Annotated in this window: 16 protein-coding genes and 5 tRNA genes; 15 read left to right on the top strand and 6 right to left on the bottom strand. The window is 48.9% G+C overall.

The window, feature by feature from the left end; genetic code table 11:
* The first annotated feature begins 29 nt into the window (after nucleotides 1-29).
* The 4 genes from guaA (at nucleotide 30) to BUB81_RS12055 (ending at nucleotide 6,551) form a co-directional block, all read left to right on the top strand.
* Nucleotides 30-1,607 (top strand): glutamine-hydrolyzing GMP synthase, encoded by a 1,578-nt coding sequence (gene guaA, locus BUB81_RS12070; RefSeq protein WP_073323068.1) that lies wholly within the window; start codon nucleotides 30-32, stop codon nucleotides 1,605-1,607.
* Between the two features lie 251 nt (nucleotides 1,608-1,858).
* Nucleotides 1,859-3,817, top strand: a complete 1,959-nt coding sequence (locus BUB81_RS12065) for an acyltransferase family protein (RefSeq protein WP_073323066.1) — start codon at nucleotides 1,859-1,861, stop codon at nucleotides 3,815-3,817.
* Nucleotides 3,818-3,977: 160 nt separating this feature from the next.
* Nucleotides 3,978-5,597 carry a methyl-accepting chemotaxis protein gene (locus BUB81_RS12060; RefSeq protein WP_073323064.1) on the top strand — a complete coding sequence of 540 codons (1,620 nt, stop codon included), beginning with the start codon at nucleotides 3,978-3,980 and terminating at the stop codon, nucleotides 5,595-5,597.
* A gap of 51 nt (nucleotides 5,598-5,648) precedes the next feature.
* Complete coding sequence (locus BUB81_RS12055) at nucleotides 5,649-6,551, top strand: histone deacetylase family protein (protein ID WP_073323062.1); 903 nt, start codon at nucleotides 5,649-5,651, stop codon at nucleotides 6,549-6,551.
* A 30-nt stretch (nucleotides 6,552-6,581) separates the two neighbouring features.
* Here the strand turns inward: BUB81_RS12055 and BUB81_RS12050 are convergent, their stop codons facing one another.
* From BUB81_RS12050 to tsaA, 4 genes are all read right to left on the bottom strand, one after another.
* The gene (locus BUB81_RS12050) at nucleotides 6,582-7,526 is read right to left on the bottom strand and encodes a phospholipase A (protein ID WP_342742629.1); all 945 of its coding nucleotides are present in this window, start codon (nucleotides 7,524-7,526) and stop codon (nucleotides 6,582-6,584) included.
* Nucleotides 7,519-8,364, bottom strand: a complete 846-nt coding sequence (locus tag BUB81_RS12045) for an MBL fold metallo-hydrolase (RefSeq protein ID WP_073323060.1) — start codon at nucleotides 8,362-8,364, stop codon at nucleotides 7,519-7,521. Before BUB81_RS12045 ends, BUB81_RS12050 begins: the two co-directional genes overlap by 8 nt.
* A gap of 65 nt (nucleotides 8,365-8,429) precedes the next feature.
* Complete coding sequence (proS, locus tag BUB81_RS12040; RefSeq protein ID WP_073323058.1) at nucleotides 8,430-9,998, bottom strand: proline--tRNA ligase; 1,569 nt, start codon at nucleotides 9,996-9,998, stop codon at nucleotides 8,430-8,432.
* Nucleotides 9,999-10,180: 182 nt separating this feature from the next.
* Nucleotides 10,181-10,894, bottom strand: coding sequence for a tRNA (N6-threonylcarbamoyladenosine(37)-N6)-methyltransferase TrmO (gene tsaA, locus BUB81_RS12035; RefSeq protein ID WP_073323878.1), 714 nt, complete (start codon nucleotides 10,892-10,894; stop codon nucleotides 10,181-10,183).
* 370 nt (nucleotides 10,895-11,264) lie between these two features.
* On the opposite strand from tsaA, the gene BUB81_RS12030 reads away from it, so the two are divergent.
* The 4 genes from BUB81_RS12030 to BUB81_RS12015 are packed head-to-tail and all read left to right on the top strand — an operon-like array spanning nucleotide 11,265 to nucleotide 15,778.
* Nucleotides 11,265-12,194, top strand: coding sequence for an ABC transporter ATP-binding protein (locus BUB81_RS12030; protein ID WP_073323056.1), 930 nt, complete (start codon nucleotides 11,265-11,267; stop codon nucleotides 12,192-12,194).
* Nucleotides 12,187-12,921: an ABC transporter permease subunit gene (locus tag BUB81_RS12025; protein WP_073323054.1), complete on the top strand. Its 735-nt coding sequence runs from the start codon at nucleotides 12,187-12,189 to the stop codon at nucleotides 12,919-12,921. Before BUB81_RS12030 ends, BUB81_RS12025 begins: the two co-directional genes overlap by 8 nt.
* Before the next feature lie 2 nt (nucleotides 12,922-12,923).
* The gene (locus BUB81_RS12020; protein ID WP_073323052.1) at nucleotides 12,924-14,789 is read left to right on the top strand and encodes a GldG family protein; all 1,866 of its coding nucleotides are present in this window, start codon (nucleotides 12,924-12,926) and stop codon (nucleotides 14,787-14,789) included.
* Nucleotides 14,786-15,778 (top strand): DUF4340 domain-containing protein, encoded by a 993-nt coding sequence (locus BUB81_RS12015; RefSeq protein ID WP_073323050.1) that lies wholly within the window; start codon nucleotides 14,786-14,788, stop codon nucleotides 15,776-15,778. The genes BUB81_RS12020 and BUB81_RS12015 overlap by 4 nt, the downstream gene beginning before the upstream one ends.
* A gap of 64 nt (nucleotides 15,779-15,842) precedes the next feature.
* Here BUB81_RS12015 and BUB81_RS12010 read toward each other — a convergent pair whose 3' ends face one another.
* Nucleotides 15,843-16,403, bottom strand: a complete 561-nt coding sequence (locus BUB81_RS12010; RefSeq protein ID WP_073323048.1) for a DUF1415 domain-containing protein — start codon at nucleotides 16,401-16,403, stop codon at nucleotides 15,843-15,845.
* On the bottom strand, nucleotides 16,400-17,254 hold the full coding sequence (folD, locus tag BUB81_RS12005; RefSeq protein ID WP_073323046.1) for a bifunctional methylenetetrahydrofolate dehydrogenase/methenyltetrahydrofolate cyclohydrolase FolD: 855 nt from the start codon (nucleotides 17,252-17,254) through the stop codon (nucleotides 16,400-16,402). The genes BUB81_RS12010 and folD overlap by 4 nt, the downstream gene beginning before the upstream one ends.
* A gap of 294 nt (nucleotides 17,255-17,548) precedes the next feature.
* Here folD and BUB81_RS12000 point away from each other — a divergent pair.
* The 7 genes from BUB81_RS12000 (at nucleotide 17,549) to clpP (ending at nucleotide 20,353) form a co-directional block, all read left to right on the top strand.
* A tRNA-Pro gene (locus BUB81_RS12000) sits at nucleotides 17,549-17,625 on the top strand.
* A gap of 25 nt (nucleotides 17,626-17,650) precedes the next feature.
* Nucleotides 17,651-17,727 (top strand) — tRNA-Arg (locus tag BUB81_RS11995).
* Between the two features lie 87 nt (nucleotides 17,728-17,814).
* Nucleotides 17,815-17,890 (top strand) — tRNA-His (locus tag BUB81_RS11990).
* A gap of 7 nt (nucleotides 17,891-17,897) precedes the next feature.
* Nucleotides 17,898-17,982, top strand: a tRNA-Leu gene (locus BUB81_RS11985).
* Nucleotides 17,983-18,005: 23 nt separating this feature from the next.
* Nucleotides 18,006-18,082, top strand: a tRNA-Pro gene (locus BUB81_RS11980).
* 241 nt (nucleotides 18,083-18,323) lie between these two features.
* The gene (gene tig, locus BUB81_RS11975) at nucleotides 18,324-19,628 is read left to right on the top strand and encodes a trigger factor (RefSeq protein WP_073323044.1); all 1,305 of its coding nucleotides are present in this window, start codon (nucleotides 18,324-18,326) and stop codon (nucleotides 19,626-19,628) included.
* 98 nt (nucleotides 19,629-19,726) lie between these two features.
* A complete protein-coding gene (gene clpP, locus BUB81_RS11970) occupies nucleotides 19,727-20,353 on the top strand; it encodes an ATP-dependent Clp endopeptidase proteolytic subunit ClpP (RefSeq protein ID WP_073323041.1) in 627 nt (208 codons plus the stop codon).
* Nucleotides 20,354-20,386: the final 33 nt, after the last annotated feature.

The raw sequence follows: 20,386 nt of genomic DNA, 5'->3' as shown, positions 1-20,386 counted from the left end.
CTGCTTATTTTTATTTGAAGGCGAAGACCATGACACAAAACATCCATAAGCATCGAATTCTTATTTTGGATTTTGGATCGCAGTACACACAGCTCATTGCCCGCCGCGTGCGCGAAATTGGCGTTTACTGTGAACTCTGGGCATGGGATGTCAGCGAAGAGCAAATTAAAGAGTTTGACCCAACCGGCATCATCTTATCAGGTGGCCCGGAGTCGGTGACTGAAGCTGGTTCTCCTCGTGCCCCGGAATATGTGTACGAAGCAGGCGTGCCAGTGCTGGGTATCTGCTACGGAATGCAGACCATGGCGCAGCAACTGGGTGGTCAGGTTCAGGGTTCTGACAAGCGCGAGTTTGGTTACGCTCAGGTTGAAGTGGTGAAGTCCAGCGCATTACTGGCGCAAATCGAAGATCACCTGAACGACAACGGCAATGCCTTGCTGGATGTGTGGATGAGCCACGGCGATAAGGTGATTGCCATCCCTGAAGGATTCGAAACCGTTGCGTTAACACCGTCTTGTCCGCATGCCGCAATGGCAAACGAAGAGAAGCAATTCTACGGCGTACAGTTCCACCCGGAAGTGACGCATACTCGCCAAGGGATGCGCCTGCTGTCTCACTTCGTGCTGGACATCTGTAAGTGCGAAAAACTGTGGACGCCGGGTGCGATCATCGACGATGCGATTGAGCGTATTAAACAGCAGGTCGGTGAAGATGAAGTGATTCTGGGTCTGTCTGGTGGTGTTGATTCTTCAGTAACGGCCATGCTGTTACACCGTGCTATCGGCGACCGCCTGACGTGTGTGTTTGTAGACAACGGATTACTGCGTTTGAACGAAGGCGCACAGGTCATGGATATGTTCGGCGACCACTTTGGTCTGAACATCATTAAAGTGGATGCAGAAGACCGTTTCCTGGCCAAGCTGGCTGGTGTGGAAGATCCGGAAGCCAAGCGCAAAGTAATTGGTAATGAGTTTGTGTACGTATTCGATGAAGAAGCCAGCAAGCGCGTCAACGCAAAATGGTTAGCGCAAGGTACTATTTACCCGGACGTGATTGAATCTGCGGGTTCGAAAACCGGCAAAGCTCATGTGATCAAATCTCACCATAACGTAGGTGGATTACCAGAAGACATGGAGCTGGGTTTGGTAGAGCCACTGCGCGAGTTATTTAAAGATGAAGTGCGTAAGATTGGCCTGGAGCTGGGCTTGCCTTACGATATGCTGTATCGCCACCCGTTCCCTGGCCCAGGCTTAGGTGTACGCGTACTGGGCGAAATCAAGAAAGAGTACTGCGACTTGCTACGCCGTGCAGACGCGATCTTTATTGAAGAGCTGTACAAAGCCGATCTGTACAATAAAGTCAGCCAGGCCTTTACCGTATTCCTGCCGGTGAAATCAGTGGGCGTAATGGGCGACGCCAGAAAGTACGACTGGGTTGTATCACTGCGCGCAGTTGAAACCATCGACTTTATGACCGCTCACTGGGCACACTTGCCTTATGACTTCCTGGGTAATGTGTCGAACCGCATTATCAACGAAATCGACGGTATTTCCCGCGTAGTGTATGACATTTCCGGTAAGCCACCGGCTACCATTGAGTGGGAATAATCTGCTCGACTGTGCGATAAATGTTAAAGTATGTAAAAGCCTTGCTCAGCAAGGCTTTTTGTTTTTGAGCGAATGCTCAACCGTCTGACAGGACGACGCATTAGACGGCACTGTTCAACCCATGAGATATTTTCTTTCGTTTTTTCTGAGTTACAAAAAGTTAACTGGTTGTTAACCATAAAGATCGTTGCACAATTTTTGACTAGCGGTAATCTGGATCACGGATAAGGATTTACTCTAAAGGATTAGAAGTGAAGTACCGCTCAGACATCGACGGGCTGCGCGCGCTGGCCGTTGCCGGCGTTGTGTTGTTTCATGCATTTCCCCACAAACTACCCGGTGGCTTTACCGGGGTTGATGTTTTCTTTGTTATCAGTGGGTTTTTGATATCCCGTATTCTCTATGAACAATGTGCCTTAGGTACATTTACCTTTCGCAGTTTTTATGCCCGCCGAGTGCGCCGTATTTTTCCAGCTCTGCTTATGGTTTTGTTATGCAGCCTCGTTTTTGGCTGGTTCGCATTGTCTGCCGATCAGTACCGCTTATTGGGTAAACACGCGCTGAGTGGGTTGGGTTTCGTGATTAATTTTGTGTTGGTGAACGAGGCCGGTTACTTCGATGTTGCAGCTGAAACCAAGCCCCTGTTGCATTTGTGGAGTTTGGCGGTTGAAGAGCAGTACTATTTGTTGTGGCCCTGTTTGCTGCTGTTGTGTTGGTCACGTAAAGCAGGCGTAGTTGCGCTTATTGTTGGGTTAATTATCGCTTCGTTTGTAGTAAATATTGTGTTGGTAAATACGCAAAGCGCAGGGGCGTATTTTCTCCCATTCGGCCGTTTTTGGGAGATGCTTGCTGGCAGTTTACTGGCCTGGGTCATTGTTAAAGTAAGCACACAATCATTGCTATTGAGACAATCCATATCAACCCAACTCGTTATTACCAATGCCATCTCGATAATTGGGCTAACGTGTGTGGTTTCTGGGTATTTTGCCGTCAGTAAATCCTCGGCTTTTCCAGGATACTGGGCATTGCTACCCGTAATGGGAAGTCTTGCCATCATAGCCGCCGGGCCGCACGCATTGCTCAATCGTTGGTTATTTAGCCATCCCCTTGCCGTGTGGGGAGGGAAGATTAGCTACCCTCTTTACTTGTGGCACTGGCCGGTCCTTAGCTTTTTGCGCATACTCAAAGGGACTGAACCCGACACTACAGAATTGGTCATTGCGCTGGCGCTATCTGTCTTGCTCTCCTGGTTGACGCATGTGTTTATGGAAAAGCCGGCTCAACGTAATTTTCAAAATATAAGCGCTATTTTTGTTCGCTTCTTACCGCTGTCTGCTGGTATGGCTGCAGGGGCGGCGCTGATTGCTTTTAGTGTTGTTTCAAATTATCCGTCGGTTGAGCCAGAAAAGTTTAGTGTGGCATCGACCTCAGCGCGTTGTAGTGAGTCTTTTACGTCCTGGAACCAAGTGAATGACAACGCATGTCGCTTTCAACAAGCAGAGAACACAATAGCCGTTATTGGGGATTCCCATGCTGGCCATTTATTTGATGGCCTCGCCGAGCTGGCCGCCAGACAAGGCGACAGTGTGGCGTTGTTTCCCGCGTCTTGTCAGTCTCCTTTGCGTGGTATTTCGTCCGGGTTTGTGGTTGAAGGCAACGCAGAAGTACAGACTATGCGGGCGAATGGTTATTTACTCATTGAGCAGGCGTTAAATTATGTGCTGCAAAACGACCAAATACAGAATGTGGTGCTAGCCCATTCCCCTCGCTGTGACGTTAATATTAAAGATACAACTGCGCCCCATGTCACGGAGTATAAAGCGGTGTTGGAGAATGGGTTTCAGCGCACCTTATCGGCACTGCATACCAAACACAAACAGGTATTGATTGTACTCGATAATCCGTTTTTAAATGCATTACCTAACCACTGCCTGGAAAACCGCCTGCCACTGTACTCACAGCGACAACCCTGTATTGAGACCGAGCAGGAACACAGAGCGAATGACCTGGTTAAGACCTACAATGCTGTTGCTACTGACCTCGCCAAACGGTACGAAAATGTGAAAGTCGTCGACCTCGCCAATGTGCTTTGTGAACAGGGGGTATGTAAAGCGGTTATCAATGACACCTTGTTGTACAAAGATCAAAGTCACCTGTCTGTGTTTGGGTCTCGTTACGTCGCACCTTATATTCTTCAGGCAATGAACTAATAACGTACAAAGTAAATAACAGCGAATTCCCTCTGGTAGCTTCAATTGCCTGCTTATTGAGCAGGCTGTCACAAAAGTGTCACCGGAACGTTATTTAATATCCAACCACTGCGCACGGACAGTGGTTTATTCACCTCACCGCACATTCCGGAGGCCCTACATGATACGTTTTACCAGTATCAATCGCTTGATCATGACGCCCGTCATGGCGATTATCAGCATTTTAGTGTTGCTCAACGCGGTTTCGCTCTCGCTGGCGTTCAGCCTGATTGAAGACATTGAACAGGTAGAGCTGACCCATGTTGAGTCCGAGCGCCAAATCAGCGAAGTGTTGTCTGAGTTTAAAACCCAGGTGCAGGAATGGAAAAACGTGCTGTTGCGGGGCAGTGTTGAGAAAGACCGGAATAAATACTGGCAGCGGTTTCAGGAGCGCGAGCAGGGTGTCAGAACCCAACTGAGCAAGTTGGTTCAGGCACAACAGTTACACGCTGAACAGAGTGCGACAATAGAAGCGTTTCTGGTTGCACACGACACCATGGGGACTAAGTACCGGGAAGGCTATCAGGCGTTTGTTGCGGCAGGATTCGACCCTAAAGTGGGCGACACCTTTGTGCGCGGCATCGACCGCGAACCTGCCAAGTTACTGCAGCAGTTAGCTGACCGAATCGCATTGCTGTCTAAGCACGCTAAAGAAGACGTAGCCAGCCAAACCCGCCAGCGGTTGTGGATGATCTTACTATTGTCGGTGGTGGTGAGTGTGCTTTGTATCTGGTACCTGGTGGTTAATTTACGCAAAAATATCGTAAAACCCACTCGCGACATTGCCGCCTGCTTGCGTCAAATGGAGCAAAAGCACTATGACTATCGCTTGTCGTATCGCAGTGAGCATGAATTAGGCGCAGTAGCGAGCGCCACGCGTCATTTGCAAACTAAACTGCAGGATACGGTTACGCTGCTCTCTGATGCGCAACTGGAAATGCAGCGTTCGCACGACACGCTGGATGATGTCAGCCAGGCCATTGAGCGCGGCGCAAATACACAGCATCAATCGTCTGACGCCCTTGCCAGTGCAAATGCCAAACTGGATGAAATTGTAAAAAGCCTGGTCGCAATTACCACACAGGTATCGGTGGCGTCGGGTAACTCTCAAACCCAGGTAAATGAGTGCTATCAAACCTTTGAATCGGCCAATCAGGGCTTTGCCCAATTGGCACAAACGGTGACAGATGCCAGTGAAATCGTGAATGAGTTGCAGGCGAGAAGTGCCAGTATTCTTACCGTGGTCAATGTCATCAATGAAATTGCCGATCAGACTAACCTGCTTGCGTTGAATGCGGCCATTGAAGCAGCCAGAGCCGGTGACCACGGACGAGGCTTTGCCGTTGTTGCTGATGAGGTGAGGGCACTGGCAGCGAAAACGCAGCAATCGACTCAGGAAATAAACGGCATCCTCAGCGCCTTTGAGTCTGATGCCAACAAAGCCGTTAATGCTATGCAAAACGGGCAGCATCACGCTGATTCCAATGCACAAAGCGCGCAGCGGGCGCTGGTATTACTGAATGACCTTGTGCGCTACATTGAAGAAACACAAAGTGTGGTTGCTGCGCTAAACGATGCAGCTGGTGAGCAGTCTGAGGTGGTCCGGCAATTGGATGCCGTTACCCAAAAAGTGCTGCGTTCGTCAGAAGAGTATCACACGCTGGCGAAAAGCGATGGTATCTCCCGGGCGATTGGGCAGATGTCACAAAACGTCACCTCTGTGGTATCAGCACTGAGCTAAACAGCGTATTTTGGCGTACAATGGGGCAAACACTGCGCAGTACAGGCCAACATGTTGTTAAACAACCTGACGTTTCATCCTATTTACAGTCAGCTTTCTTTGCCGGTGAGGCATCGGTTCCCGATTGAAAAATATCAGGGGATTTACGATGCGTTGTTGGCAAGGGGAGTAGAGCGTGAACGTTTTGTCTCACCTGAGCCCGTTTCCGTTGAGTTACTGCAACAACATTACCTGCCTGAGTATGTAAATAATCTGGTAAGCGGAACGCTGGACCGACAGGCTATGCGACGTATTGGCTTTCCCTGGTCGGAACAATTAATCCAACGCAGCCTCACCGCCGTTGGCGGCACCATTCAGACAGCAGAGCTGGCACTGCAACATGGCATTGCACTAAACCTCACCGGTGGTTATCACCATGCTGCCGCCGACTTTGGTTCAGGGTTTTGTTTGTTTAACGATCTCTATCTGGCCGCCAGGCGAATGCTGCAGTCCTCTGATATCGACAGAGTATTGATTGTTGATCTGGATGTGCATCAAGGGGACGGTACTGCATTATTGGCCCAGCATGACGACAGTGTAATCACGCTTTCATTGCACGGTGAAAAGAACTTTCCCCACCGTAAACAACAGTCAGACATGGATTTTCCACTGCCCAAAGGCACGACCGATGACGATTATCTGAATGTAGTTGATGAGGCGCTGTCTTTGGCCCTGCGAAGTTATTCTCCCGACGCGGTTATTTATGATGCCGGTGTCGATATCCACGAGGATGATGATCTGGGTCATCTTAACATCAGCACGGCCGGGGTGTTAGCCCGGGACCGACTGGTCATTAATGCCTGCAAGCAGCATTGCCTGCCGGTGGCTTGTGTCATTGGAGGCGGGTACCAGCGTGATATTGGTGCGCTGGTAGACGTTCATCTTCAGCTTTTTAAAGCAGCCGGTGTCTACTAAACTGCAGTAAACCTTAACGAAGCCGCTGAATTAAAACAGCGCGAGCTGGACTCCGACGCCGATGCGCTCCTGCTTGCGGTTGTAATCGATGAGTGAATCACCGTAACCGTTAAAGTACTCCAGCACTGCTTCGTAACGAGGTGAAATGGGGTAGCTAAACGTTATACCAACACTGCCGCGATTTTTGTCCCATTCCAGGTTGTTTCTTAGCTGAATAAGCACGCCCCAATTGTCGAAGCGGGTGCCGTAACCTATTTCCATGCGGCCGTAATAATGGTTGATATCCGGATTGTCATCACCACTGGTATCATTTTCATCGACTTTCGCATCTTCAGGAACGCGATACCAGGTTTTCAGGTAATAGACGTCATCCTCGTCGCTAAACAAGGTTGAAAGCATAACGCGGTTCCAGCTTCTTGAGCGGATACCGCTTTGCCCGTTGGACATGTGATTAAAGCCCAGTTGAATAGCATTGAAGTCAAAACCCAGTAAACGGATATCGGTATTCCACTGGTAGAACACTTCGGGCTGATAATTGGTTTCTCTGAAGGGTTTGGACACTTCACTGTTATACAGCTGCCAGAACGAGGTCAGGGTGAAACCGAAATACAACCCTTCAACCGAATCTTGCTGTGTGTAAAGCGGAAGTTTGATACTGAGTTGAAACTTGGCTTCGTTGTTGTCGACATTGTCACTGGTTAATGCTTCGTTGCCCAATGAATTTGGGTTAGTAACATGACTAAAGGGCAAAATATAGTTGCGCTGATACTGAGTAATGGCAAATGCATTTGCCAGTGCTGTGCGATCTGATTCAAAGCGTTTGGTTAGTATATTGGGCTTGGCGACAACTCCGGGTTCTTGCTCCAACTGTTGAGTCGCATTGGGATCCTGAGCAAGGGCAGACGTGGCAACAAGCAGCAACGACGCCAAACACCCTTTAAAATAACAAAAGTAATTAACGGAGCGGTTATTCACAAAAATCAATGGTGAGTCCTTCGTAAGCGGCAAACATCTCCAGCGGCGACTCGGCGGCAGCAATAAACTGATTACAGTGAGACACAATCGCATCAATGTCGTCATCGGTTCTACACGGATCGTGACTGTACAGTGCCAGACGTTTGGCATTACAAGCCATAGCCAGCTTAACTGCTTCTTCAGCCACCGAGTGGCCCCAGCCACTTTTCGCCGGCATGTCGGATGTCATGTACTGTGCATCGTGGATGATCAGGTCGGCATCCCGGGCAAATTCTACAAAGGTCAGAAAATCTGTTTCTTTTTTGTATGGAGGGTACAGCTCGTTATCGGTAATGTACGCTATTTTTTTGCCCTGATCGGTAATGGAGTACGCACTGCCTTTTCCAGGGTGGTTCATGGGGAGGCGGGCAATACTTGCGCTGCCAATTTTCCAATGGTTGGTGGAATCCGGAATGGGGGTAATGACAATGTTGGACTGCAACGCGCTGGCAGGGACCGGGAATACCGACCCTTGCATTTGTTTCATAATGGCGTCGTATTCCGGCAGGGTTGTTAAGCCTGGGGTAATGTTAATTTCACGCTCGGGTTGATAAATGGGCGTAAAAAAGGGAAAGCCCTGAATGTGATCCCAGTGATTGTGGGTCAGCAGAATATGAATTGGCGTGGTTTTTTTAATTAACTTTTCGCCGAGCAATCGAATGCCGGTACCGGAGTCCAGAATGATATCGGTACCGTCACCAGGAACAACATGCACACAAGCGGTATTACCGCCATATCGCACAAAATCTTCGCCGGGTGTGGGTATTGAACCTCGCACACCATAGAAGGTGAGTTGCATGTTCGCTCCTTACGCTTGTTCGCCTCACTGCGTATTGTCAGCGAGGCGTTTGCTTTTTCTTATTATTAAAGCGTTCCAATGAAATTGGCAACGTCTGATAAGTCTAGTAGTGTTTTCTCACCTGTGCGACGGTTTTTGTACTCAACTTGCTGATTATCAAGATTTCGTTCGCCGACAACAATACTGTGCGGGATCCCTACCAGTTCCATGTCGTTGAACATTACGCCCGGGCGCTCTTTGCGATCGTCAAACAACACTTCAATGCCTAAATCGACTAATTGCGCATAAATCGCCTCTGCAGCGTCTTTAATCCGCTGTGACTTGTGCATGTTCATAGGAATTAGCGCAACCTTGAATGGGGCGATAGGGTCTGGCCACATAATGCCGTACTTGTCGTGGTTCTGCTCGATCGCTGCGGCCACAATACGCGACACGCCAATACCGTAGCAGCCCATCGATAAAATCTCGTGTTTGCCGGTTTCACTTAACACACCGCAGTTCATAGCTTTAGAGTATTTATCGCCCAGTTGGAAGATATGACCCACTTCAATACCGCGCTTGATTTCTATGGTGCCTTTGCCATCCGGAGACGGATCGCCAGCTTCAATGTTGCGCAGGTCAGCAGTTTCGCCCGTAAAGGATTCACCCAAAATGGCAGCTGCCACAAAGTCTGCAATCACAGGTACGGAAACTGACGCTACATCAACGTCGCTTAACGCAACACCTAAAACAGACTGCGCTTTTTCGTCGCTGGCAATAACCAGCGGACTGGCTACCTGCGCGACTTTTTCGGCTTTGATATCGTTCAGCGTGTGCTGTGCAGACAGTGCTAACAACACCCATTGCTCAGCATCGTCTTCGGATTCACCCTGAACCAATACAAACTGAAGGGCTTGCTCGCCAGCAGATTCAACCGGCAGCGTCTGTGCCATTTCAACGTTTGCGGCGTAGTCTGATTCGGTAGAAAAGGCGATGGCGTCTTCACCTGAGTCGGCTAGAACATGGAATTCATGAGAAACGCTACCACCAATAGAGCCGGAATCGGCGATAACCGCGCGATAGTCCAGACCCATGCGTTCAAAGATATTACAGTAGGTTCTGTACATAACATCGTACGTTCCTTGCAGGCAGTCCTGGCTCAAGTGGAAGCTGTACGAATCTTTCATGGTAAATTCACGGCCACGCATAATGCCAAAACGCGGGCGAACTTCGTCGCGGAATTTGGTCTGAATCTGATACAGGTTAATTGGCAGTTGTTTGTAGCTGCTGATTTCGTTGCGTACCAGGGCTGTGATCACTTCTTCATGAGTCGGGCCCAGTACAAAGTCACGCTGGTGGCGGTCTTTAATGCGCAATAGCTCGGGACCATACTCTTCCCAGCGACCAGACTCTTCCCACAGGTCAGCGGGTTGTACTACCGGCATCAGGACTTCGATGGCACCGGATTTGTTCATTTCTTCGCGAACGATGTTGGCAACTTTATTCAGTACACGCAGACCGGTTGGCAGCCAGGTGTACATACCGGCAGCGAGTTTGCGGATCATACCCGCGCGCAGCATAAGCTGGTGGCTAATGACTTCTGCATCAGCAGGGGTTTCTTTTTGCGTCGATAACAAATACTGGCTGGTACGCATTGGTAGTGTTTACCTATTTCTGATTATTAAACCCGCGTATTCTAGCAGCGTTACGGGCGCTTACAAAGCCTGTTGTCCCCGGTCTGTGTTCTTTCCCACACATTTTTTCTGAACAGGTTATTGGGGGCAGGTCAGCTCGCGTGCAAACAGCAAGTTTGTTGTCTAAAAGCAGTCAACTCAACTTATACCAACGATACAATCTCGGTGACCCAAACCTCGCCCTGAGAAACCCGCCAGTGTACGTCTGCATCGTAAAACTGAACCTGGTAGTCTTTCGGATCATCCAGCTGCGACTGTTTGTAAGCGGGGCGAGGGTCTTGCGATAAGCAGTTTTCAATTAACAGAGGCAAATCCTGTTGTGGTTGCCTGGCAAGTTGAGCACGAGCCTGCTCGGTAAAATTCACGGCTAAATTTGGCACGGGCTTGTCGTCAAGCAGCGCAGCCGACGCATTCTGTATAGCATCACTGTAGGGAATGTAGGGTTTGATATCGATAATGGGTGTGCCGTGCAGCAAATCGATATTGCCCACATGGAGAAACAGCCCCGATGCAGTGTGCTTAACGCCCAGGTTTTCCACTGCAGACATGCCAATGCCGTTGGGACGAAAGGTGCTTCGGGTAGCAAATACGCCCGTGCGGGTATTGCCACCCAGGCGCGGCGCTCTGACCGTGGGTGACCATCCTTTATCCAAATTCTCGTGGAATAGAAACAACAGCCAGAGATGACTGTATGTGTCTATTTGCCGCAGCGAATTAGGGTCACTAAAAGGCGGGGTGAGTTTAATTCGACCTTGCGCTTTTGCCAGTGCTGGCTGACGGGGGATCGCAAATTTTTGTTTAAAAGGCGACTCAAGTGTTCCAATTGGTTCAATTGAGTACACATTCGGTTTTGTCATAGTTTGCAACACTTTTGTAGTGGTTCTGACACATTGTGCACACATTTTCGGGGTATCTTACATTGGCTATTCCGTGAGTGCGATCCATTCGACGCTTGAATGTAAGTTGTCTCTATGGATAGCCCAACCACGTCCTCCCTGGGACATAGCATCTTGTCGCTGGCCAGATGGCCGGCGATGTTTTTTGCTATTCAGTTCCCTCCGGTCCATTACACAGCCCTATTTTGTGAATTCATCACATAACACATGATTGAAATTTACGCGTGTGTCACTATATATCAAGCGCACATTAGCTCATGTAGCCACAGTGCACACAGACTATTTAGTACAACGTAAAAGAATAAGCGTCGCAGATCGTAATAGGATGACTATGATCTCAGTAAAAAACTTATCCAAACATTACCACCACTTTAAAGCGGTTGATGATTTGTCGTTTGATATTGCACCAGGCAATATCGTTGGGTTTCTCGGTCCGAATGGAGCGGGCAAATCCACTACCATGAAAATGCTGACCGGGTTCTTGCCACCTACGTCAGGCGATATTGTTATTCAGGACAAGCGCTACGCGTCGGATGCCAAAGCGATTCAGCGCAATATCGGATACTTACCCGAGGGCGCGCCCGCCTACGGCGATATGACGGTTTGGCAATTTCTGCACTTCATTGCCGATGTTCGCGGGCTGAAAGGCGCTGCGCGAAAGTCACGTTTGTTTGATGTAATTGGCCGGGTTGAATTAGCCGATGTGCTAAACCGACCGATAGATAATCTGTCAAAGGGATTCAAGCGCCGTGTCGGCCTGGCGCAAGCTATTTTGCATGACCCGGATATTCTGATCCTCGATGAACCGACAGACGGTCTGGATCCAAATCAAAAACACCATGTTCGTCAGTTAATTGAAGACTTGTCGAAAGAGAAAATTGTGGTGATTTCTACCCACATTCTTGAGGAAGTCACAGCGGTATGTAATCGGGTTATGATCATTGCCAACGGCCAGCTTCGATTTGATGATACGCCCAATGCACTGCGTCATCAGTCTCGTTTTTGCAATGCAGTCAGCCTGAAGATGAGCTATGCCGCGGATATTTCCGGCCTGGCAGAGCTTGAGGGTGTCGAAGAAATGGAAATCGATCGCAAAACCGGTTTGGTGACCTTGTTTCCCGAACCCGGTAAGCATATTTTCCATGTCATCAACGAATACGTTACCCAGCGCCGTTTGCCGGTTGAAACCCTCACCCTTGAGCAAGGGCGGCTGGACGAAGTATTCCGGGATATCACTACCCGGGAGGTGTCACATGGCTAATGTCTGGTTTATTACCCGCAGAGAATTCAGTAGTTTCTTTGCCACGCCGGTCGCTTATGTGTTCATTGCGATTTTTTTAATGCTGTCAGGCGTGTTTACCTTTTTCATTGGCAACCTGTACGAACGCGGTCAGGCTGACCTCATTCCGTTTTTTAATTTTCATCCCTGGTTGTATTTGTTTCTGGTGCCAGCCATGGCGATGCGCAGTTGGGCCGAAGAGCGCAAATCCGGCTCAATTGAATTATTAATGACGTTACCCGTGAGCATAGGTGAGGCAGTGCTGGGCAAATTTCTGGCGGCCTGGTTTATCCTCGCACTCTCGCTAATTCTGACCTTTCCTTTATGGCTAAGCGTTAACTATCTCGGTCAACCCGACAACGGCATAATACTGGCCGCTTACATTGGCAGCTGGCTTATGTCCGGGGCGTTTCTGGCTATCAGTACCTGTATGTCAGCCTTCACTCGCAATCAAGTTGTTGCATTTATTCTGGCCGTGGTTGTGTGCTTTTTATTTGTGGTGTCAGGCAGCGGTATCGTGCTGGATGCGTTTGAGCCCTGGGCGGGTAACCTGTTGCTCGATACCGTAGCCAGCTTCAGTTTTCTTACCCACTTTGAAGCCATGGCAAAAGGGGTACTTGCTATGAATGACGTGGGCTACTTCCTGATTATTATGGTGATTTGGCTGTATGCCAGCCTGGTTGTAATTGAAAATAAGAAGGCGGATTAACCATGAAAAATACTACTGCCTTAACAACTCTCGCGCTGCTCATTGTGCTATTTTTCGGTGTTGTGGTGATCAACAATGAATTATTAGGTCATTACCGCATTGATTTAACCGAAGATAAAGTGTATTCCCTGTCGCCCGGCAGTCAGAAGGTGCTGGATGAATTGGACGAACCGATTGTACTGTACTTCTTCTTTTCGGATTCCGCATCGAAAGGCATGACCGCATTGCGCAATTATGCCAATCGCGTTCAGAGCCTGTTGGAAGAGTACGCCAGTCGTGCGAATGGTAAGATTACGCTAAAAGTGATTGACCCTGAGCCTTTTTCTGAGGCAGAAGATCTTGCCGCACAGTATGGCTTGACCGGGGCAACGCTTGGGCCGGTTGGCGAAGCAATTTACTTCGGGTTAGCGGGTACGAATGCGGTAGACGACCAGTTCAGTATCGGCTTTTTTGACCCCCAGCAGGAAACCTTTCTCGAATATGACATTAGTAAGCTCATTTATCAGTTAAGCGATCCTGAGCCTGTTTCTGTAACGCTATTAACGGACTTGAACTTACTCGGTGGCCAAAATCCCATGTCGGGCCAGTATACGCCGCCAATGACGTTCTATAGTCAGCTAAATCAGCTCTACGATGTTACCACGATTGGCAGTGATGCATCGCAATTGCCTGACGACACAGATGTGCTGGTGGTTGTGCATCCGCAAAACTTATCAGAATCCCTGTTGTACTCCATCGATCAGTTCGCGATGAAACAAGGGCGGATACTCCTGTTCATGGATAGCCACTACGAGTCAGACCCAATGGCGATGATGAGCGCGATGGGCGCCAATGCATCCGAGTTCTCGCTATTGGAAAAGTGGGGGATTAACGTCGACACCAGCAAAGTCGTATTAGATGCTCGATTGGGACTGGACATTCGCACGCCGGAAGGTGCAGTCGCAAGACATCCCGGGATCATTGGTTTAACCGGCGAGCAGTTAAATCGCGAGGACATTATTACGGCCAATCTGGAGCTTATTAACGGCTCGTCGTTTGCGCCACTCTCGCTAAATCAGGACAGCCGCTTGCGCCTGACTCCCCTTGCGTATTCTTCGCAGGACGGCGTAGCTGTGAGCAGCAGTGACTATGCGCTTACTCGTGACCCTGGAGCGCTGCAACGCATGCTGGATACGACTAAACAGCAATACACGCTGGCTGCAAGGATTGCCGGAGCAACACGTTCGGCCTACGACAGCGCGCCTGATTTTGAAGAAAGTAACGCAATGCAATCTGCACATGTGAGTCAGACTACACAGTTAAACGTTATTGTGTTCACGGATGCCGACATGTTGGCGGATCGCTTTTGGGTTCAGCAAAGCAATTTCTTTGGCGAAACCTTGTTCACACCATTCGCGAATAATGGTGACGCGGTGATCAACGCTAGCGAAAACCTGGCCGGAAGCAGCGCATTGATCAGTATTCGGGGACGCGGTACGTATGCGCGACCTTTCGAGGTGGTTCAGGCTTTGGAAGCGAAAGCGGAAGCGCGCTTCCGGGAACAGGAAGAGCGGCTGCAGGCCCAGTTGCAACAAACGGAAGCGCAATTAGCCGAGTTGCAGAGTGTGCAAAATGAATCCGGTGCGTTAACGCTCAGTCCGGAGCAGCAGGCTGCACTTGACGAGTTTATTGCGCAGCGGGGAGCGATTCGCAGGGAGTTGCGCGATGTAAGGTATCAGTTGGAGCGTGACATAGACACGTTGGGCAATTATCTGAAATTACTCAATATTGCCGTTGCACCGCTAGTGTTGGTTACCTTGTTATGGCTAAGCGCGCGTTTATTTAAGCGCCGGGCCGGTAAACAAGTCAGGGAGGAAATCGCCGCATGAAGCGTATCGTTGTTCTAAGTGTATTGGTTATTTTGTCGTTAGGTGGCGCTTACTACTTAACGATGTACAGAGGACAGGCAGACAGTGCACCAGCTCATGTCCTGCTGGGCGGACTGGAGGAAAATGCTTCAGCGCTCACGGCGGTAACCATAGAAAATGCAGAGGGTGTTGTATTTAGTGCGCGCCGGGAGCAAAACCAATGGTTCGCCACGCATCTGGACAGCATGCTGACGTTTCCGGTTGATATGACTGCGCTGGCTGATTTTGTTAGTGAGCTCACTCAAGCCACGGTATTGGAAGGGAAAACGGCCAAGGCCAGTCAGTATTCTCGGTTGGGGGTTGAGCCTGTGACACAGCCAGGCTCCCAGGGCACGCTGATCACGTTGGCCTCGGCTACTCAGCAATGGCGGGTGTTGCTGGGCAATCTTGCCAGCAGCGGTATGGGACGCTACGTGCGGGAACCTTCACAACAACGCAGTTATCTTATCGACAAACCATTAGCGCTGCCGGTGGGCAATGCTGACTGGCTAACAAAGCAGTTAATAACAGTGTCGGTTAATACGCTCTCTGAAGTCATTGTAGACGGGCAGGAACCTTTTACGCTGTTTAACAACAGTGAAAACGGTGAGTGGCAACTATTTGATGTCGCAGCTTCCGAACTAGCGTATCCGGGTATCTTGTCACAAACGCTCAATGACATCGTAAATGTGAACTACGACGACATGCGTGCGCGTATGCCGGAAGAAGCTCTCGATGAACCATTACAATCGATTACGCTGAACGGTAACAAGCAGACGCTAACGATTCATGTTTTTGCTAAACAGCAGGACGCCTCAGGTTATCTTGTTTCTATTGCTCACGAGGCCGACGGCGAGACACCCTGGACGCCGGAAGGTATTGAAAATTGGGTGTTTGAGCTGACCGACTTTCAGGCCAGAGGGCTACTGACACTGCGTTCGGATTTAATTCGATCACCGGAAGCCGAGTAAATATTAAATATAGTCAATATCCTGTGCCCGCAGAGGCGGGTACAGGGTGGATGCTTTGTCTTTGTTAATACTCTTCTGACTTACAGGCCGCTAATTGTGCAGCCAGATGTGGGCATCCTAATGCTTCCGCTTTCGCGATATTGCCCTCAGGAATATCCTGTGGCGCATCATAATGTTTCAGCGCTTCGGTAACGTCTTTTTCTCTGATGATATGCAGTACCGGGTGAGGAGCCCGGTTTGTGTAATGACTGGCACTCTGTGGATCCTCGCCATCAAACAGATAATCCGGGTGAAACGTGGCCAGTTGGTAGGTGCCACTGTAATCCCAGTGTTCAATGCATTGCTGTGCCATATCAATAAGCAGCAGAAAATCATCAAACTCAGCCCAACCTGTCGGCAATATGAGTAGTGTGGTGGCGATAGTCGGGTTGTTATCGAGTAATTCGCACTCGTTTTGTAACATTGTCAGGGCGTCGGCCATGTCGGCACTTTCGCATTCGGCATAACGGATTTGGTTGTTATTGCGAACATAGCTGGCGAAAGGGCAAAAGTTATGGGCTATCACCATCGTATCCAGCCAGCGCTGCACGTGCAGACTGGCTGGTGTTTGCGGAGTCATTTTCATGAATGGAATTTAACGTAGGCTTCCAGCGTGTTTTCAATCAAACTGGCCACTGTCATTGGGCCAACACCACCTGGTACGGGGGTAATATAACCGGCTCTGTCTTTCGCTTTGTCGAATTCGACATCACCAACCAGGCCGCCTTCAGCAGTGCGGTTAATACCTACATCAATAACGATAGCGCCAGGTTTAATCCAGTCTCCCGGAATAAACGCAGGTTTACCTACCGCAACAACCAGCAGGTCCGCACGGCTAACGTGTGATTTTAAATCCTGGGTAAACTTGTGGCAGGTTGTCACCGTGCAACCGGCAAGCAATAACTCCAGTGACATTGGGCGTCCAACAATATTCGATGCGCCAACAATAACCGCATCCAGGCCTTTCACAGGACGCTTGGTTGCTTCAATCATGGTCATAATGCCCTTTGGCGTACACGGGCGAAGGGCCGGAATACGCTGAGCCAGTCGGCCTATGTTGTAAGGGTGGAAGCCATCGACGTCTTTGTGCGGATGAATACGTTCAAGAATGGCTTCTGCATTTAAACCAGCAGGCAAAGGTAACTGTACCAGAATGCCGTCAATTTCTGCGTCGTCATTGAGTTTGTCAACCAGCGCTATTAGATCTTCCTGGCTACTGTCTGCTGGCAAATCAAAAGAGCGTGATAAAAAGCCCACTTCTTCACAGGCTTTGCGTTTGTTTGAAACATACACTTGCGACGCAGGATCTGCGCCTACCAGGACAACGGCAAGACCGGGTTGACGTTTACCGGCTTCTTTTAATGATTTTACATAACTGGCGACGTCTTGTCGGACTTGCTTGGCAATTTGTTTGCCGTCTATAAGGTGCGCGGTCATAGTTACTTGCTGCTTCTATTGATTCAAAAAGGAGAGTACCTAATATTTTCACATAAATAGTGTGGCTTAGGAAGTTAGCAATCGGTGTAATGTCTTTTGCGGGTGGTATTCAGGTCGCCAGGGAATTTTTCAATAGCTGTCCTTCATATGGACTATTGTTGGCTAAAAAATAACTCAGTTGCTGAGTTAATGAGCATACAAACATTTTGCTAAAAAAAGTGTTTGACGAGGTAGGGGCAAATCGGTAACATGCGCCCCCCGTAACGAGAGGGAAATTTACTCTCCTTACACAGTCGGTGAGTGGCGCAGCTTGGTAGCGCACTTGTTTTGGGTACAAGGGGTCGCAGGTTCAAATCCTGTCTCACCGACCATTTTATGCTAGCGTAGATTCGCCGAGCGTCCGTAGCTCAGCTGGATAGAGCAACGGCCTTCTAAGCCGTGGGTCGCAGGTTCGAATCCTGCCGGACGCGCCACGCGAAACCGGTAAAAAATATGCAGCATAAGCAAATAATAGTTACCTAACCTCAACTATTATTTGTATAATCAGCAACACCTCAATGGTGGGCGTAGCTCAGTTGGTAGAGCCCCGGATTGTGATTCCGGTTGTCGTGGGTTCAAGTCCCATCGTCCACCCCATTTTCTTGCGGAAGTGGTGGAATTGGTAGACACGCTGGATTTAGGTTCCAGTGCTTCACGGCGTGAGAGTTCAAGTCTCTCCTTCCGCACCACTTTAGCAAATATCTCTTCGAGTCGGTGAGTGGCGCAGCTTGGTAGCGCACTTGTTTTGGGTACAAGGGGTCGCAGGTTCAAATCCTGTCTCACCGACCATTCTTTCTGTTTTTTCTCAGTATTTTGACGCTTTTCTGCGCAGTCTCTGCTGTGCGGCCATGAAAGGCGTGATTAACGCTCGACTCTGCTATTAGCAAACTGTATACTACTGCGTCTTTTTATGGCAGCGCACATTAGTAAGCGCGAAGAATCGACCTTTTTCTGCTGGTTGGTAACTGTTACCGCTGGGAGACAAAGGCTGGAAAATAAAGCGTCTTAGGCGCACAGTTGAGGTAATACAATGCAAGTTTCAGTCGAGACGACTCAAGGTTTAGAACGCCGTCTTACTATTACTGTTCCTGCTGAGTCAGTAGATAATGCGGTTAAAGCGCGTTTACAGCAGTTAGCGAAAACCCAGCGTATTAACGGCTTCCGTCCAGGTAAAGTACCAGTAAGCGTAATCAAAAAGCGTTACGGCCAGGCTGTACGTCAGGAAGTGGCTGGCGATGTAATGCAGCAAAACTTCTATCAGGCCATCGTTCAGGAAAAAATCAATCCTGCTGGCATGCCTGCTTTTGAATTAACAAAAGATCAGGATGGCGAAGATTTAGAATTCGTAGCCAAGTTCGAAGTATACCCGGAAGTAGAAGTGAAGGGTGTAGAAGAAATCGAGCTTGAGAAAACTGTTGTAGAGATCAGCGACGCTGACCTGGACAACATGATGGAAACGTTACAGAAGCAACACGGTGAGTGGAAAGAAGTACGTCGTAAAGCACGTAAAGACGACCGCGTTGTTATTGATTTCGTTGGCACAGTAGACGGCGAAGAGTTCGAAGGCGGTAAAGCTGAAGACTTTACGCTTGAATTGGGCAAAGGCCGAATGATCCCTGGCTTCGAAGAGCCACTGGTTGGTGCGAAGAAAGGCGAAGAAGTCACTGTAGATGTGACTTTCCCTGAAGACTACCACGCAGAAGCCCTGAAAGGTAAAGCCGCTCAGTTCGCAGTTAGCGTGAAGAAAGTTGAAGGTCTGACTCTGCCAAAAGTTGATGAAGAATTTGCAAAACTGTTCGGTATCGAAGACGGTGATGTGGAAGCATTGAAAGCGGAAGTGCGTAAAAACATGGAACGCGAGCTGAGCACAACACTGAAAAACGAGCTGAAAGAAGCCGTTATTGCTAAACTGATTGAAAAGAACGAGATGGACGTGCCTGCTGCATTGGTTGAGCAAGAAATCAATGCACTGCGCGAACAAGCTAAACAGCGTTTCAGTCAGCAAGGCGGTGGTGCAAACATGCCAGAGCTGCCAGGCGATCTGTTTAAAGACAACGCTAAGCGTCGCGTAACAATTGGTTTGTTACTGGGTGAAATCATCAAGCAAAACGAACTGAAAGCGGATCAAGAAAAAGTAGATAGCCTGATCGAAACGATGGCGTCTGCGTATGAAGATCCTCAGGAAGTGGTTGAATATTACAAAAACAACCAGGAACTGATGCAACAAATGCAAAACGTTGCGCTTGAAGAACAAGCCATCGAATGGGTAGTGAGCAAAGCAAAAACTACCGACGTGACAAAAGCGTTTGACGAGGTTATGAACAAACAGGGGTAATTTTACACTCCCAGATTGACTTAACCTACAAGCAACTGTTTAAATGCTCGGTCTAGTCCGAGCATTTTTATTTCTGTTAGTACGTAAGGTATCGCAAAATGCATAGCCCACTTGATCCGATGAACGCCCTGGTTCCCATGGTTGTTGAACAAACTGCTAAAGGAGAGCGTTCTTACGATATTTATTCGCGTCTTTTAAAGGAAAACGTGATTTTCCTGGTTGGTCAGGTAGAGGATCACATGGCCAATTTGATCGTCGCACAAATGCTGTTTCTGGAAGCAGAAAACCCAGAAAAAGACATTTTCCTGTATATCAATTCTCCTGGCGGCTCTGTGACAGCAGGGATGGCCATTTACGACACCATGAATTTCATTAAGCCAGACGTGAGCACTGTGTGTGTGGGTCAGGCAGCCAGCATGGGTGCATTCTTGTTATCAGGCGGAGCCAAGGGCAAGCGCTATTGCTTACCTAATGCCCGGGTCATGATTCACCAACCTTTGGGTGGATTCCAGGGCCAGGCTTCTGATTTTGAGATTCACGCTCGCGAAATTTTAAGCATTAAAGAGAAGTTAAACCGTTTGATGGCACAGCATACTGGCCAGGATTATGAAACGGTTGCCAGAGACACGGACCGTGACAACTTCTTAAGTGCAAATGAAGCCAAAGAATACGGGCTAATCGATCAGGTTTTAACAAATCGATCTGACGCAACGGCTTCTAAGTAGTATAGTTATATAAGCCCGGCGTTATTGTTTATG

The organism is Marisediminitalea aggregata (assembly GCF_900129565.1).
Taxonomy (GTDB): Bacteria; Pseudomonadota; Gammaproteobacteria; order Enterobacterales; family Alteromonadaceae; genus Alteromonas; species Alteromonas aggregata.
This window is presented reverse-complemented; position numbering and strand designations above follow the sequence as displayed.